10 protein-coding genes are annotated in these 16,185 nt (G+C 58.7%); 1 reads left to right on the top strand and 9 read right to left on the bottom strand.

Translation table 11 applies throughout. The features are described from left to right. Positions 1-24: 24 nt before the first annotated feature. The 9 genes from bamB to ABLV17_RS11760 form a co-directional block, all read right to left on the bottom strand. Positions 25-1,203, bottom strand: coding sequence for an outer membrane protein assembly factor BamB (bamB, locus tag ABLV17_RS11800; RefSeq protein ID WP_045392712.1), 1,179 nt, complete (start codon positions 1,201-1,203; stop codon positions 25-27). Between the two features lie 10 nt (positions 1,204-1,213). Beyond that, positions 1,214-1,834, bottom strand: a complete 621-nt coding sequence (locus tag ABLV17_RS11795; protein WP_045377550.1) for a YfgM family protein — start codon at positions 1,832-1,834, stop codon at positions 1,214-1,216. Between the two features lie 34 nt (positions 1,835-1,868). Next, entirely contained in the window at positions 1,869-3,143 is a 1,275-nt protein-coding gene (gene hisS / locus ABLV17_RS11790; protein WP_015703166.1) for a histidine--tRNA ligase, read from the bottom strand. A gap of 89 nt (positions 3,144-3,232) precedes the next feature. Next, a complete protein-coding gene (gene ispG, locus ABLV17_RS11785) occupies positions 3,233-4,354 on the bottom strand; it encodes a flavodoxin-dependent (E)-4-hydroxy-3-methylbut-2-enyl-diphosphate synthase (protein WP_087858408.1) in 1,122 nt (373 codons plus the stop codon). 26 nt (positions 4,355-4,380) lie between these two features. Continuing rightward, a complete protein-coding gene (rodZ, locus tag ABLV17_RS11780; RefSeq protein WP_348854286.1) occupies positions 4,381-5,367 on the bottom strand; it encodes a cytoskeleton protein RodZ in 987 nt (328 codons plus the stop codon). Between the two features lie 274 nt (positions 5,368-5,641). Continuing rightward, positions 5,642-6,808 carry a bifunctional tRNA (adenosine(37)-C2)-methyltransferase TrmG/ribosomal RNA large subunit methyltransferase RlmN gene (locus ABLV17_RS11775; protein WP_015370322.1) on the bottom strand — a complete coding sequence of 389 codons (1,167 nt, stop codon included), beginning with the start codon at positions 6,806-6,808 and terminating at the stop codon, positions 5,642-5,644. A 290-nt stretch (positions 6,809-7,098) separates the two neighbouring features. Beyond that, positions 7,099-7,530, bottom strand: a complete 432-nt coding sequence (gene ndk, locus ABLV17_RS11770) for a nucleoside-diphosphate kinase (RefSeq protein ID WP_004866348.1) — start codon at positions 7,528-7,530, stop codon at positions 7,099-7,101. A 160-nt stretch (positions 7,531-7,690) separates the two neighbouring features. Beyond that, the gene (pbpC, locus tag ABLV17_RS11765; RefSeq protein WP_348854285.1) at positions 7,691-10,015 is read right to left on the bottom strand and encodes a peptidoglycan glycosyltransferase PbpC; all 2,325 of its coding nucleotides are present in this window, start codon (positions 10,013-10,015) and stop codon (positions 7,691-7,693) included. Further along, the gene (locus ABLV17_RS11760; RefSeq protein WP_348854284.1) at positions 10,016-14,959 is read right to left on the bottom strand and encodes an alpha-2-macroglobulin; all 4,944 of its coding nucleotides are present in this window, start codon (positions 14,957-14,959) and stop codon (positions 10,016-10,018) included. A gap of 204 nt (positions 14,960-15,163) precedes the next feature. On the opposite strand from ABLV17_RS11760, the gene sseA reads away from it, so the two are divergent. Continuing rightward, a complete protein-coding gene (gene sseA, locus ABLV17_RS11755; RefSeq protein ID WP_087858404.1) occupies positions 15,164-16,021 on the top strand; it encodes a 3-mercaptopyruvate sulfurtransferase in 858 nt (285 codons plus the stop codon). Positions 16,022-16,185 lie beyond the last annotated feature (164 nt).

The following is a 16,185-nucleotide window of genomic DNA, read 5'->3' as shown; positions in this document are numbered from 1 at the left end:
ATTAAAGCGATACTACCGCGCGAGTTAACGCGTGATCGAATACAGCGTACCGTCTTTGGCCTGGATAAGCAGGCGACCGTCGGCGATAACCGGGTCGGTCAGGAAACCGGAGCTATCGACTTTCTGCTGCGCCACAAAGTGGCCGTCTTCCGGATTAATCCAGTGCATGTAACCTTCGCTGTCGCCTACCACCAGGCTGCCGTTATACAGCGCCGGAGCGGTCAGCAAACGGTGCAGCAGGTCGCTCTGGGTCCACAGCGTTACGCCGCCATCGGTGGTCAGCGCCAGCAGGCGGTCATTCTGATCGACCAGATAGATACGGTTGCCGTCAACGATGAAATCGTTCACTGAACCCAGTTCACGTTTCCAGATAATCTGGCCGCTGCGCAGATCCAGCGCGGTCAGGTTGCCATTATAAGCCAACGTATAAACAACGCCATTAACGATAACCGGCGTGGTGTCAACATCGTTCAGACGGTCGATTTCAGTCGGGCCGGTGGCCGTAGAAATACGCTGCTGCCAAATCATCTGCCCCTGTTGCATCAGCACGGCGCTGACACGACCGTTGTCGCCGCCGACAATCGCCGCGCCATAGGCGGTAGCCGGAGCGGATTCACCGCGCAGGGAGAGCGCAGGCATGTCCAGGTTCACGGTCCATTTCACCGCGCCGTCGGTTTCGTTCAGCGCCTGCAGCTGACCGTTACTGGTATGCACCAGTACCATGCCATCGCTAACGACCGGACGAGAAATCGCTTCACCCGCAACACGGCTCTGCCACGCGACGGTACCGTCACTGGTATTCAGCGCGAACAGCTGCGCCTTTTCAGTACCAACATAAACGTGGCCGCCGGAAACGGTCAGCCCGCCGGAGAGCAGCGCCGGAGCGCGCGAGAACCAGCCGTCTTTTTCCGCCAGGTTCACTGACCAGACTTCTTTACCGTCTTCAGCGTGCAGCGCTTTCACGGTGCCTTTACGGTCAGCCGCATACACAACGCCGTCGGCAAACGCCGGGTGCAGGTTGGAATAGAAATCACCGATACCATCGCCAACTGAAGTGCTCCAGGACGTGGACGGCGTAAACTGATTTTCCACCGTCGGCAGCGGTGACATTTTCACCACATCTTCTTCGCTGTTAAACAGCGAGCAACCGCTCAGTAAGGTGACGGAAAGCAGCCCTGGCAAAAGTAATTTACGCAATTGCATCGAGTCCCTCTCAGATGGACAAATTATTTATTTTCATACGCATCATTTCGCTGAGCGCTGGCGATGCATCGCTTTTCACGCCTGCTTCCCAGGCCGCGCGGGCGCCCTGCTTGTCGCCTTTGCTCAGCAGAATTTCACCACGCAAATCGGCGACGATAGCGGTCCAGCCTTCGCCTTTAATGCCTTCCAGGGTTTTCAGCGCCGCATCCGGCTGCTTGAGCTGCAGCTGTACGCGCGCCAGACGCATATTGATAACTGATTTCAGGTTATCATCAGAGGCGGCAGCCAGCCCTTGTTGCAGCTGCTTCTCCGCGCCCTGCAGATCGTTTTTATCGACCAGACGCTGCGCGAGCTCCAGCGATGCGAACGCGCCATAGGTGTTTTTACTGTCGGCGGCGAATTTCTCCGCCGCGGTCAGCGTTTCAGGCGAACCTGACTTCAGCGCGGAAATGGCATTCTCATAGGCCAAAGAGGAATCCCGGGCCGAATCCAGCTGATGGGAAGTCCAGTAGCGCCAGCCAACCAGCGCGCCGATCCCTAAAATCACCCCGACGGCCAGCGCTTTACCGTTCTCGGCAAAGAAACGCTTGAGGGCGTCGACCTGCTCGTTTTCGTTGTTGAAAGTTTCCACGCAGTCCTTCTCCTGACTAATAGTTTCCGGGAAATTAACCCAGAAGTGTGCGCAAATGCGCGGCAACGCTATCCTGCGTTACGGTAGTTTGCTCACCTGAGCGTAAATCCTTCACTACCACGTTTCCGTCAGCAATTTCTGACTCACCGACCACCAGCGCGACGCGCGCGCCCCACTTGTCAGCGCGGGCGAACTGCTTCTTAAAGTTACCGCCGCCGTGGTTAGTCATCAGCTTAACGCCGGGCAGCGCATCGCGAACCTGCTCAGCCAGACGCATTGCTGCGGACTGAGTATCGGTACCGGAGGCTACCAGGTATATATCGACAACAGGATCGGCTTTAAATTCCGGATTGACTGCCTGAACCAGTAAAACAAGACGTTCCAGGCCCATCGCAAAGCCAACGCCAGGCGTTGCGCGACCGCCAAGCTGCTCAACCAGACCGTCGTAACGGCCGCCGGCGCAGACGGTGCCCTGCGAACCGAGGCTGGTGGTGACCCACTCAAATACGGTGCGATTGTAATAGTCGAGCCCGCGCACCAGACGCTGGTTGACGGTATAGCGAATTCCGGCCGCGTCGAGCAGCGCGCACAGACCGGCGAAGTGTTCTTTGGACTCGTCGTCCAGATAATCGCCCAGCGCCGGCGCATCGTTCAGCAGCGCCTGCACTTCCGGATTTTTGGAGTCCAGCACGCGCAGCGGGTTGGTATACATGCGGCGTTTGCAGTCTTCATCCAGCTTATCTTTGAATTGTTCCAGATAGGCTACCAGCGCGTCGCGATAGGCGGCACGCGCCTCCAGCGAACCGATGGAGTTCAGCTCAAGGCTGACGTGATCGGAAATGCCCAGCTCGCGCCACCAGCGCGCGGTCAACATGATAAGCTCGGCGTCGATGTCCGGGCCCTGCAGGCCAAAGACTTCCGCGCCAATCTGATGGAACTGACGGTAGCGCCCTTTCTGCGGACGTTCGTGGCGGAACATCGGCCCCACGTACCACAGACGCTGTTCTTGATTGTACAGCAGACCATGTTCGATGCCGGCACGTACGCAGCCCGCCGTTCCTTCCGGACGCAGCGTCAAGCTATCGCCATTGCGGTCTTCGAAGGTATACATCTCTTTTTCAACCACGTCGGTCACTTCGCCGATCGCGCGTTTGAATAACGGGGTCTGCTCTACAATCGGCAAACGAATTTCGCTGTAGCCGTAGCTACCGAGCACCTGCTTCAGTGAGCCTTCAATGCGCTGCCAGAGAGCGGTTTCGCCCGGCAGATAATCGTTCATGCCACGGATGGCTTGAATGTTCTTTGCCACGTTTATTCTCTTTATATATAAAAATGAACCCCGGCGCCTTGCGCCCGCAGGTTCAATCATACACGGGAAGCGTATTGCTTCCCAACACGTTATTTTGCTTCAACCTGCTGAACTTCAATACGACGCGCTTCATCCAGCATGGTAGCTTTCGCGCGGATACGCGCTTCCAGCTGGTCGATCATGTCGTTATTGTCCAGTCGGTCTTTGCGCACGCCGTCTTCGTACAGGCCGCTTTTCTTGTTGCCGCCGGTGACGCCGAGGGTGGAAACCAGCGCTTCGCCTGGGCCGTTAACCACGCAACCGATGATCGAAACATCCATCGGAGTGATGATATCTTCCAGACGCTGCTCCAGCGCGTTCACCGTACCAATGACGTCAAATTCCTGACGCGAGCAGGTCGGGCAAGCGATGAAGTTAATACCGCGAGAGCGGATGCGTAGCGACTTGAGGATATCGAAACCGACTTTGATCTCTTCCACCGGGTCGGCGGCCAGCGACACGCGCAGGGTATCGCCGATCCCTTCAGACAGCAGCAAACCTAAACCGATCGCGGATTTCACCGCGCCGCTACGCGCGCCGCCGGCTTCGGTGATCCCGAGATGCAGCGGCTGATCGATCTGCTTCGCCAACAGGCGATAGGATTCAACGGCGAGGAAGACATCAGAGGCTTTTACGCTAACTTTGAACCGATCGAAGTTCAAACGATCGAGATGATCGACGTGACGCATGGCGGACTCTAACAGCGCCTGCGGCGTCGGCTCGCCGTATTTTTCCTGCAGATCTTTTTCCAGCGAACCGGCGTTGACGCCGATGCGGATAGGAATGTTTTTGTCGCGCGCGCAGTCCACAACCATGCGGATACGCTCTTCGTTACCAATGTTGCCAGGGTTGATGCGCAGGCAATCAACGCCGTATTCCGCGACTTTCAGCGCGATTCGGTAGTCAAAGTGAATATCGGCGACCAGCGGGACATTGACCTGCTGTTTGATGAGCTTGAAAGCTTCCGCCGCGTCCATCGTCGGGACGGAAACGCGGACGATGTCCGCGCCCACGCGCTCCAGCGCTTTGATTTGATTTACCGTCGCGGCCACATCGGTGGTGCGAGTATTGGTCATCGACTGTACGGCGATGGGTGCCCCATCGCCAATCGGCACATTACCAACGTAAATGCGTTTGGACTTTCTACGTTGAATCGGAGCCTGGTTATGCATGAAAAATCTCCCGCGTTACCCGTCTGTTACTGCGCCGGTGATTGTTCGGCATTAAGGGTCAGACGCGCAACCTGGTTAGTTCTGATAAAACGACTCAAATCGACTGGTTTGCCCAGATACTGGATTTGTACCGCAGCCGGGGCGCCGATTTTCAGCTTATATGGCGCCTGACCGCTCAAGTTCAGGTTCCCGCCTTTACGCTGCAGGCCGCTGAACAGTTTTTTACCGGTCGCATCGCTCACTTCCAGCCAGCAATCGGCGCTAAAGTTCATTACCAGATCCTGAGCGGAAGCCGCCGCTGCGGCATTCGCCTGATCGGTCGGCAACGCGGAGGTCGGGGCTGGCGCAGCCGGCGCGGCGGCGGCGGTATCGACGTTAGCCTGCGAAGGGGCGACCACGGCGTTGTTATCCACCGGCGCGGAGGTAGCCGCTGGTGCGCTTGGCGCAGGTGCGGTGGAGGTATCGACCGGCGCGCTATTGGTATTGGCTGCCGTCGTATCCGGCGCGTTATTCGCCGAGCTGGTATCCAGCGGAATTGACTGACTGCCGTTCAGGTCGCTGGCGGATTGATCGGCCATGCTGGTGATCTCTTCCTGCTGCGCTTTGTGGTCTTGCCACCACCATGCGCCGCTCAGGCCGATAACCACAAACAAAATCAGCCAGGTAAAGCTCATCAGCCAACCGTCGCGTTTTTTACGACGTTTACCCAGCGAGAAGCTCTGCATCGGCGCCACTTTGGCGGCGCGAATTGGCGCTTGCTTCGCCATCATCGGCAGCAGTTCTTCTTCCGGAATATGTACGAGGCGAGCGTAGGAACGGATATAGCCGCGCAGGAAGGTCGAAGCGAGATCGGCTGGCGCCTTATCTTCTTCAATATCACGAACCGTGGAAACCTTCAGGCATAAGCGTTCAGCCACCGCTTGCTGGCTGAGTCCGAGTTGTTCGCGGGCGTTACGCAGGCGCGCGCCCGTAGAGTTTGCTTCTTGATGGTCTTGAGTGGCTTCAGTATTCATTCGCTACAACTACTGGTACGTGAAATTTAAAGTTCAGCGCGGGAAAGAGCCTGCGCCGCGAGACACTGCTCAACGTCAACCGACAGTATAAGGCTGTCCGGGCGACTATCACAGAGACTTATCAATATTGAATGCTAAGCGGTTGTTGTACCGCTACATACTGCCTCAAAGTCGACAAAAACGCACCGTAATTATTAACCGAATCAGCGTATTTCGCCTGGCAATTCGACATATTTATGCAGCGCGCAGCGAAAGCTGTGCGCTGCATAACTTATCAGACGGCTTTAACGTCGATCGCTTCGCCCTGCATACGCTTACGCAGCGTACGTTTGGTGCGGTCGATAACATCGCCCGCCAGCTGGCCGCAGGCAGCATCGATATCGTCGCCGCGGGTTTTACGCACGATGGTGGTGAAACCATATTCCATCAGCACTTTGGAGAAACGATCGATACGGCTGTTAGAACTACGGCCATACGGCGCGCCCGGGAACGGGTTCCATGGGATCAGGTTGATCTTGCACGGCGTATCTTTCAACAGCGCCGCCAGTTCGTGGGCGTGCTCGGTACCGTCGTTGACGTGATCCAGCATGACGTACTCGATGGTCACTCGGCCCTGGTTGGCGTTGGACTTCGAAATATAGCCGCGCACCGAGTTCAGGAAGGTCTCAATATTGTACTTTTTGTTAATCGGTACAATTTCGTCGCGGATGGTATCGTTCGGCGCGTGCAGAGAAATCGCCAGCGCAACGTCGATCATATCGCCGAGTTTATCCAGCGCCGGCACCACGCCGGAAGTGGACAAGGTCACGCGGCGTTTGGAGAGACCAAAACCGAAATCATCCAACATGATTTCCATCGCCGGAACGACGTTGTTGAGGTTCAGCAGCGGCTCGCCCATTCCCATCATTACCACGTTGGTAATTGGACGCACGCCGGTAGTCTTCACCGCGCCGACGATTTTCGCCGCGCGCCAGACCTGGCCGATAATTTCGGAAACGCGCAGGTTACGGTTGAAGCCTTGCTGAGCAGTGGAGCAGAATTTACATTCCAGCGCACAGCCAACCTGTGAAGAGACGCACAGCGTAGCGCGGTCTTCTTCCGGGATGTAGACCGTTTCAACGCGCTGATCGCCAACGGCAATCGCCCATTTGATGGTGCCATCGCTGGAGCGCTGCTCTTCAACGACTTCCGGGGCGCGGATCTCGGCGACTTCCTTCAGTTTGCCGCGCAGGACTTTGTTGATGTCGGTCATTTCATCAAAGTCATCGCAGCAGTAGTGATACATCCATTTCATCACCTGATCGGCGCGGAAAGGCTTCTCGCCCATGTTTTTGAAAAACTCGCGCATCTGCTGACGGTTTAAATCCAGCAGGTTGATTTTGGCATCTTTATTCGGCACCGTCAGAGCGGCGGTATCAGGTGTGACAATTTGTTCAGACATAATTTTTCCGGCCTCGTTATTACACGTTATGGCCCCAGGTGGGTTGAAAAAGAAACGCCCCGGAGAGCGACTGCTCGTCCGGGGGCGCTATATTCTACAAATTCTGACGCATAGAAGCCATGCCTACACGCAGTCAATGATGAAAAAATCTGTTGCTGCGTACTTAATCCTCTAAGGCTTTTCGATTGTCGCAAGGCGGCAAGCTAGTGAATCCCCGGGAGCATAGATAACTATGTGACCGGGGTGAACGCGCGCAGCCAACGCCGCGACGGTCGAAAAGACGACGAGGATTAGCGAGTACGCGGGCAAACCTCGCCTTCAGCAAAGAAGAATGCGATTTCGCGAGCCGCAGACTCTACAGAGTCGGAACCGTGGGTGCCGTTCTCGGTGAAGCTGTCAGCGTAGTCAGCGCGCAGGGTACCAGCCAGGGCGTTGTCCGGGTTGGTGGCGCCCAGCAGGTCACGGTGACGCTGTACCGCGTTTTCGCCTTCCAGTACGGAAACCACGATCGGACCGGAGGTCATGAACTCAACCAGACCGTCGAAGAACGGACGGCCTTCGTGCTCAGCGTAGAAGCCGCGAGCCTGCTCAACGGTCAGATGCAGCATTTTGGTGCCGACGATTTTGAACCCTGCAGCTTCAAAGCGAGAAAAGATGCTGCCAATAACGTTTTTTGCCACCGCGTTTGGTTTGATGATGGAAAAAGTACGTTCAATAGCCATGATTACCTCTAATTAAATGTTCTGTTGTTGCACATACGATCGTATGGCCTGGCGCGCATTATAATGAGCAACGTCGGCGATGCCTACGGATGAAGGTAACATTTTGTTAAAATAAGATGAGTATTAGCAACACAAACCGCCAACAACAGATTTACCCTGTTTATTGTAAGGTAAAACTGGCGGCTGCCGTTTGCCCTGCCTCATCCATTACCACCAGTTGCCACTCGCCGGGTTTATCTAGCGTAATTGTCGTTCTTGCGCCTGTCGCCTCTAACGGTTCGCCGTTAATAAACCACCAGCGCCGCCCTTCTCCACCGCTCGTTTGCACGGGTAACATCACCCGCGCCTCGCCCGGGAGCCGTTTTATCACCGCCCCTTCGCGAATGCCGGAAAGCACCAGCGGCGCGGCATCCTGAGTTTGCAGCGGCGGACACGTCCTCGATGCCATGCCCAGCCGCGCGCGGCGGCGCTCGCTAACCGGCAGCCAGGGTTCCAGCGGCAGCGGCCAGACATCAACAGAAGTTTCTGTCGCGCCCGGACAATCCGCGGCGACCCTTTCTCCTGCTGCGTTGCGCCATACCGGGAAGCGGATACCGCGCACGCCCTCCTGACCCGGCAGCAGCAGCGTCGGCGGCTGGCTGGCATCCAGTAGCCAGCTGGCTAAGCGCCGGCGGCAGTTGCTATCGCCAACCGGCAGATCCTGCCCACCGGGCCAGCAGATAGTGCCGCGGCTGACCGACTGTGGACGCGGGTCGACCGGCAGCCCGCCACGGCTCATTAACGGACGCGCCAGCAGCATATTATTGACCTGGTTTAACAGCGGCACAGCGCTGGCAAAACCAAACTGCCCCACCACCGGCGTACCATCTGGCCGTCCGGTCCAGATGCCAATCAAATAACGCGCGTTGAGGCCTACCGCCCACGCATCGCGATAGCCGTAGCTGGTACCGGTTTTCCACGCCAGCGGCACCGCTTGCGGCAGCGACGCATCGGGTAACGGCTGGGCTTCGCCTGCCAATATCCGCCGGGTGATCCACGCCGCGCCTGGCGACATTAGCGCCCTTTCCACCAGCGGGTCGTCGGGTTTCATGCGCAGCCGCGCCGCTTTGCCATGACGGGCGAAAGCGCCGTACGCCGCGACAATATCTTCCAGCCTCGCTCCAGCGCCGCCGAGGATCAGCGACAGATTCGGTTCAGCGCCGGCGGGCAACATCAAGGGAAGGTCGGCATTGCGTAAATTAGCCGCAAAGCGTTTGGGTCCATAGGCCTCGAGCACCTGCACCGCTGGCAGATTCAATGAACGTACCAGAGCCTCGCTGGCGCTCACCGGGCCATGAAACCCGCTGTCGAAATTACCGGGGCGATAATCGCTAAAGCGCCGCGGCACATCCTGTAATAGCGATGCCGGGTGAATCAGCCCGTCATCCATCGCCATCGCGTAGATAAAGGGTTTCAGCACCGAACCCGGCGAGCGCACCGCCGAGACCATATCAATGTGGCCAAAGCGGCTATCATCGCGGATATCCGCCGATCCCACCCAGCCGCGGACTTTCATATCAGTATGATCGACGACAACAATCGCCAGAGAGCTGCGCGGCGGCAGACGTGATTTCCAGTTCATCGCCAGATCTTCAAGCTGCCGCTGGAGCCCGACATCGAGGGTTGTCGTCACCTTTTCATCACCGCTTGTCGCCAGCGCCCGGCGCGCAAACAGCGGCGCCAGCTGTGGCATCTGCCGCGGGAAAAGCCACACCGGCTCTTCGATCGCTTCCTGTACCGCCCGTTGCGGCCAGACGCCCTGGCTGAGCATCCGCCCCAGTACCTTATCGCGAGCGGCCTGGGCCCGCTGCGGCCAGCGGTCCGGGCGTAAACGGCTCGGCGCTTGCGGCAGCACGGCCAGTAGCGCCGCCTCGCCGTAGCTAAGCTGAGCGGGCGGTTTACCAAGATAAGCCCAACTGGCCGCGCCGATCCCCTGCAGGGTGCCGCCAAACGGCGCGCGGTTCAGATACAGGGTAAGAATTTCGCTTTTTGACAGATGCCACTCCAGCTGCAGCGCCCGCCATAGCTGGCGTAGCTTGCCGCCGAAGGTGCGTGGATGAGGGTCGAGCAGACGCGCCACCTGCATGGTGAGCGTGCTGCCGCCAGAAACCACCCGCCCGGAAGTGAGATCCTGCCAGGCGGCGCGCAGCACCGCGAAGGGATTGACCCCCGGATGTTTCCAGAACCAGCGGTCTTCATACTGAATGAGCGCCTGCAGATAGCGCGGCGAAATGTCGGCGATGGTGACCGGATAACGCCAGACGCCCTGCGCATCGGCAAAGCGCCAGAGCGGCGTGCCGTCTTCCGCTACCACCACGCGGGCTGGGGTGACTTCATGCAGCGGCAGCGGCCACAGACGATCGGCCGCCAATAGCGCCAGCCACACTAGAAAAATAAACGCCGCCAGCCAGCGCCTGCGGCGTTTTATGCGAGGTAATGCGCGCATTTACGGCGTAACGGTAAGCGGGCCGCTGGCCGTTCCGGTCGCCCGCCACTGCGGTACATACATCGATTCCACCTGCGGTTGCGGAACCTGATAGGTGCCCGGCGTCACCGCCCGCGCCAGATAGACCAGCGTCACCGGCTGACCTTCATTAATGGCGACGGCGGCGACAAAGCGGTCATCGCGGAACTCGAGATGCTGAATATCCGCCTGCTGCATCTGGTTAAGCAGGTTTTGTACCGCTTCGCCATTCTCCTGCAGGCTGGCGCTGCTATTGGCCAGGTTCTGGTTTTCCAGCTCAAGTCCTGCCGGCAGCAGATCGACCACCAGCGCGTCAGGAACGTTACGTTTGGCGGTCACCTCCAGCTTGACCAGCACCAGTTCGCCGCTGCGCAGCGAGGTCAGCGATTTCTGCTGTCCGTGGGTATCGAAAATAGCGCGTTCAATCCCCAACACGTTGCCTCCCGACTGCGGCGCGCTTTGCGGATAACCGCTGCTATCGAGGCGCAGCCACAACGGCTGATTGCCGGTATTCGTCACCTGCAGCGACGCCAGCCGATCGCCGTCGAGATTGCGGGTTTGCGCTTTGTCGCTGGCAAGCGGCTCCGCCTGCAGCGAGGTTTGCGCCTGCCAGTTGCCCGGCAGATCGGCAAGCGTACGCCCGGCAAGGAACAGCGCGTTGGTTTCCTGCGTCGACAGCCAGCGCTGACCGAAGGCCTCTTCCGACAAGCTGCTCAACAGCTGGTTTTGCACCTCCGGCAGCAGCTTGTTCTCTTCCAGCAGCGCCAGCTTCAGCGCATCATCGCGAAGTTGGCTGCCGTAATCGCCCAGCCAACGATTCTCATCCTGGCGCGGCGTGGCAACCGCCAGCTTCATAGCCTCAGCGCCGCGCGGCGCATCGCCCATGGTTTTCAGCGCAATACCGAGTTGCAGTAGCGGCAATCCGGAGCGCGCCTGTTCGTGACGGCTCCAGATTTCACGCAAAGCGCCGAGCGGCGCTTTTTGCTGACGCGCCAGCACCAGCGCGGCGTATGCCTGAGCGGCAAAGCGGCTGGCCTGGGCATCGTCGCTGTAGCGCACGGTCATCAACCCCGGTTCCTGCAGATAGCGCAGCAGGCGCTCGTTGCCTTTATTAAGGGCGTTGACCGGCACGCTATAGCCCTGCTCGCCCGCGCGGACGAGGAAGTCCATGGCGTAGGCGGTCAACCAGTACTCTTCCGGGCCCTCTTTATCCCATAGCGCAAAGCCGCCGTTTTCCAGCTGCATCTGCAGCAGGCGCGAGATACCTACATCGACCGCCGCGCGGCGTTTTTCATCGCTATCGCCGCTGATGCCCAGCGCTTTTAGCTGCGCCGCGCTGGTGTATAAAGAAGGGAACAGGCCGCTGGCGGTCTGCTCAAGGCAGCCGTAAGGATAGGCTTTCAGCTCGCGAATATAGCGGGCGAGATTCAACGGCGGTTTACCGCTGAGCAGCAGTTGGCCCTGCAGCGTTTGCGGGGCGAACCCCTGACTCTGCGCCGCCGGCGCCAGCCAGCTTTCGCCAGGTTGTAGCACCGCGCCGCTATTGACGGTCTGCGCCGGGAACGCCGGACGCACGCCGATTTTCCACTGTTTTTGCAACGGTGCGAAGGTTTCGCCCGGCAGGTTCAGGCCGCTGATGGTGGCATTGACCTGACCATCGCCGAATCCCGCTAACGCGGTCACCGGTATAAACAGCGTGCTGCGCGCGCCCGGGGCCAGCTGTACCGGCGGCAGTTGGCCATCGGTCAACGTGACCAACCCGCTGGCGGTAAGATGCACCTGCAGGGTTTGCGGTTTGTCGGTCAGATTGCTGAGATCCAGCGCCAGACGCGTGGCGTCGCCGCTGGCAAGGAAACGCGGGGTATTCAGTTCCGCGATAACCGGGGCGGCAACCACCACTTTATCTTCGCTGCTACCGAAGTCATCTGCCGTCCACGCCTGGGCCATCACCCGCAGCTCGCCGTTAAAATCGCCGATGGGCAACGTCACCGTGCCTTCGCCCTGGTCATTCAACACTACCGGCTGCGCCTGCTGGGCGACGATCGTCACGTGATTAACCGGCGGTTTGCCGCCACGTTTTAACTCGTCGCCATCGCCGCCGAAACGCAGACTGGCTAAGCGTCCCTGCCCTTCGATCACCTGGCCGTAGATGTCATAAATATCCGCGCCGTAACGCTTCTGGCCAAAGAAGGCGTTCCATGGATCCGGCGTGGCATAATCGGTAATATTCAGCACCCCGCTATCCACCGCCGAGAGCAGAACGTTAACCTGTTTCGGTACCTCGCCCTCTTTCACGCTGGCCTTCACTTTCACCGTCAGCGGCTGGTTCGGGCGCATTTTATCCGGAGCCTCCAGCGCCAGAGACAGACGGCGGTTTTCATCGCCCAGCGGCAGATGCAGCAAGCCGACCGCGCGTTTCGGCGTCGCCGAGCGCGATTTATCGCCGGGGCGAACCACCAGCGTGCTGAGGTAGAGATCGTGTCGATTCCAGGCTTTATCAACCGGAATAGACAGATCCATCCCCTCCGCCGGGACGTCAATTTCCTGCCACCACAGCGGCCCTTCGCTGGATTCCACCATCGCGTAACCTTTACCCGCCGCCGGGGCGGCAATATGCAGCTTGATGGTGTCACCCGGTTTATAGCCTGGTTTATCGAGCTTCATCGTTACGCGGTCAGGACGCGCCGCGCCGGCGCCTTCGCTGTTATCCTGCCAGCTATAGCCCGCCCAAAAGCGCACACTGCTGACAACGTCGTCCGGCCCTTTCACCTCCAGGCGATACGAGCCCCACTCCACCGGGAAACTCACTTTACCAGTCTGCCCGGCCTGCAGATCCAGCGACGTTTCGCCCTCCTGCAGATCTTTTTGATCAAACTGCGACTGCCAGCCTTCGCTATCGGACCAGTTCCAGTAGTAGTCGCGCCGCTCGCGGATCAACCGCACCTGCAGACCGGAGACCGCTTTTTTCTCGCCTTTGGCATCGGCATAGACGATGTCAAAAGCGGCGTTACTGTTTTCATCGACCACCGGCTGTTTCACCATGGTATCGGTGCGGTAGTCGTAAACGTCCTTCAGCGTAAATTGCGGGCGGATCCCCGGCAACGCCTCGGCAGGCCAGATTGGCTGCTGTACGGTGCGGGTCACCGGACGGCCGCCTGACTCCAGCAGGCTGGCCTGCAACACCACCTGCAGCGGCGAGTGGCTATCCTGCCACTGGCTCGCGGTGGTCACTTCGCCATGGCCTTTTTCATCCAGCGTCAGCTGAACTTCATCGAGGCTACGGGAGAGGTTTTCTTCCGCGATATCGCCGAACTGGAAGCCCGGCAGCGCAGCGACGGCATCGCGCAGCGGGCGCAGGAATAGTTTGCCCTGCAGCTGATTGCCGCTGGCTGGCGCGCCGTAGAGATAAGCGCCATTGACGCTAAAGGCGACATCGGCATCAGGGGCGATAGGCGCGGACTGCGGCGTCAGATTCAGCGCCATGCGCTCGGGCATAAAGTCTTCGACGTGGAAATCCCACTCGCGGGGTTGATTATCGCCGGTGCTGGCGCGAATGTGCCACATACCGGTGGCCGCGCCGCTGTCGAGCGGATAAGTAAACTGATACAGGCCATTGACCGGTTTGCTCATCACAGAGCGAATCACCTGGCCATCCGGCTGCACCACTTCCAGTTTCACCGGCTGCTCCGCCAGCGGTTTACCATCGCCGTCGCGCAACAGCGCGTTAAGGATAACCGTTTCTCCCGGGCGATAGAGGTCGCGCGGGCCAAACATAAAGAACTGTTTGCTGAAGCCAGGGGCGCCAGCGATGGAGAACTCCGCCAGATCCAGCGCCGGCAGTTTAAGGTCAAGCAGCGTAGTCTGCCCGTCTTTTCGCGCCAGCAACAGCGCCGCTTCTTTATCGGTTTGCAGAGTAACATGGCCCTGGCTATCGCTTTTCGCCTGCGCCAGCGTCTGCCCTTTGGCGTTTAGCAACTGCACTTCAATACCCGTTTGCGCGGCGCCGTTTTCGAGGCTCTGGGTAAAGACATCAAGCCGGTTGTGGTAGCGATGCGCCGAGACGCCGATATCGCTGAGGGTGAACAGCGTTGCCGCGTTAAGGTAGCTATAATGACCCGCCGGGTTCATCACCGCCACATAGACGCCCGGCTGCTGGAGCGGCTTGATGTCGGTAAGCGGCAGCAGCAGCTTTTCACGGGTATTCCGCGCCGGGTTGAGATCGAAGCGTCCGCTGTAAACCAGATCGGCCATCTTCAACAGTTCGTCAGATTCCCAATTGCTTAACGAGTTACGGTATTCCCACTGACTGACGAAGGCTGAGAGTGATTCCGGCTTAATACGGAAGAAATTGACGTCGACATTGTCGACGTTCAGCGCCATCACCGGCAGCCCGGCGACCACTTTCCCCGGCAGCAGCGAACCGCGGCTGGCGAAACCGACGCTCGGCGCGATATCGCGAGTGGCGATGGTTTTTTCAAAAGGGCTGCCGAGGGTGGCGTCATTGAGGGCAATGAGCGTTGGGTCAACGGTGACGATCAATTCACGCTTTGGCTCGAGGTGGCGCAGACGCAGCTCTTTGAGATTCGGCGCCAGCTCCCACGCGCCGTCAACCTTGCCGCTTTTCTTATCGACCAGATGGACGCTGCGGGAAAAATCCTGATCCGGTTTGAGCGGAATGGAGAAGGTCAGCACCAGCGTCGCTGCGCCATCTAGCTGCACTTCAGAAGCGTCGAGCAACGTCAAAGCCTTGCCCTGGCTTTTTTCTTTTAACGTAGCCAGCTGCGCGCTATCCGGCTTTTTCGCGCTATCGGTAGCGCCTTTATCGGCCGCCGACACGGCCTGCGGCTCACCGCTGTTATCGCAGCCGCTTAATGATAGTGCGGTAAGGAGCGCCAACGAAAGCGCCGCTAAACGAAATGGTTTCATCCTTCTAACCCCTCGGCCCAGAGCCTGATGCAATCAATAACGTTCTATTATGCGCCATCGCGGCGATTCTCAACAGCTACCAGCATAGAAACCACCGATGAATCAGAAAACTGCGTGACCGCCTCCCCACTCCCGCGACCTTAACTTGTCAGCCCTTTATAAAACGCCGACAATTCATTGATCGATAATAAAACGGAGGCACTCATGTCCACCTCATTCTTTGTTGCGGCCGACTGGCTGGCGGAACATATTGATGACCCGCAGATTCAAATTCTGGATGCGCGGATGGCGCCGGCGGGTCAGGAAGCGCTGCGCGATATGGCGGCGGAATACCGCGACGGGCATATCCCCGGCGCGGTTTTTTTTGATATCGAAGCGCTGTCTGACCACACCAGCCCGCTGCCGCATATGATGCCGCGGGCGGAAACCTTCGCCGTGGCGATGCGCGAGCTTGGCGTCAGCAGCGATAAGCACCTGGTGGTTTATGATGAAGGCAATCTGTTCTCAGCGCCGCGCGCCTGGTGGATGCTACGCACCTTCGGCGTCGAAAGAGTGTCGATTGTCGCCGGTGGCCTCGAAGGCTGGCGCCGCGATGAATTGCCGCTGGAGAAAGGCGAACCGGACCTGCCAGAAGGCGAATTTGAGGTGAACTTCGATCCTGAGGTGATCAAACGCTTAACCGATGTGCTGCTGGTCAGCCATGAAGGATCGGCGCAGATCGTCGATGCCCGTCCGGCGGCGCGTTTTAACGGACTGGCGGATGAACCGCGTCCGGGCTTACGCCGCGGGCATATCCCCGGCGCGCTTAACGTCCCGTGGACCGAGCTGGTGATTAATGGCGAACTGAAGACAGTCGATGAGATGAACGATATCTTTAAGCGTCAGGGCGTTGATTTTTCACGACCGATTATCGCCAGCTGCGGCTCCGGGGTAACGGCGGCAGTAGTGGTACTGGCGTTGACCACCCTCGGCGTCAACGGCGTGTGCCTGTACGATGGTTCGTGGAGCGAATGGGGCGCGAGAACGGATTTGCCGATCGAACCGGCTCCTGCCGCTGAGTAAACGCGGCGTGACTGCGGGCCTCCCGTCCCGCGGTCACTAAATAATTTCTGATTTTCCCCGCCCTTTTATTCTGCTTCTCGCCAAACCGGTTACTCTATCCTGCCGCAGGGCTTGTAGCTGCCGTATTTGCTCTACTTACACCCAATTTATAAGGAAATTAAATA

This window comes from Klebsiella sp. CN_Kp091 (genome assembly GCF_040065095.1).
Taxonomy (GTDB): domain Bacteria; phylum Pseudomonadota; class Gammaproteobacteria; order Enterobacterales; family Enterobacteriaceae; genus Klebsiella; species Klebsiella aerogenes.
The sequence above is the reverse complement of the archived record's forward strand: the minus strand, read 5'-3'. Positions and strand labels throughout refer to the sequence as shown.